1 pseudogene is annotated in these 424 nt (G+C 72.6%); it reads right to left on the reverse strand.

The window, feature by feature from the left end:
* Nucleotides 1-140: 140 nt before the first annotated feature.
* Nucleotides 141-424, reverse strand: a pseudogene (locus tag BZY54_RS41400) (amino acid permease); the annotation flags it as partial.

Consider the following 424-nt stretch of genomic DNA (forward strand, 5'->3'; position numbering starts at 1 on the left):
GTGCCGAGGAAGACGCGGCGGCCGACGGGGCGGCCCTCCTCCTCGGATGGTTCGGGGTTCACCCCTTCATTCGAGCACCCATGCCCCCTTCGGTGCCAGGGAGCACGGGTGCCCGTCAGACTTCCGTCATCGTTGTGGCGCTACGGCGTCGAATCGGCCGCCTTGTCCAGCTGGAACGCCTCGTTGCCGAGCCCGATCCCGGCGTGGGCCTCGGGACGGCGGGAACGCAGCACGGCGCCCTGGACCAGGCCGACCAGGACGGCGAGGCCGATGATGCCGGGCAGGAGCCAGCTCAGGGCGGAGTCCGGGCCGGCGCCGACCAGGACGTCGAAGTCCTTGATCGTGTACACGGCGATCACCAGCAGGGCGAGTCCGGCGAGGGCGGAGGTGACCAGCCGCCAGGCCTGCGCGCCCGCCGCGCCGC

The sequence above is a fragment of the Streptomyces carpinensis genome, from assembly GCF_002154505.1.
In the GTDB taxonomy this organism is placed as follows: Bacteria; Actinomycetota; Actinomycetes; order Streptomycetales; family Streptomycetaceae; genus Streptomyces; species Streptomyces carpinensis.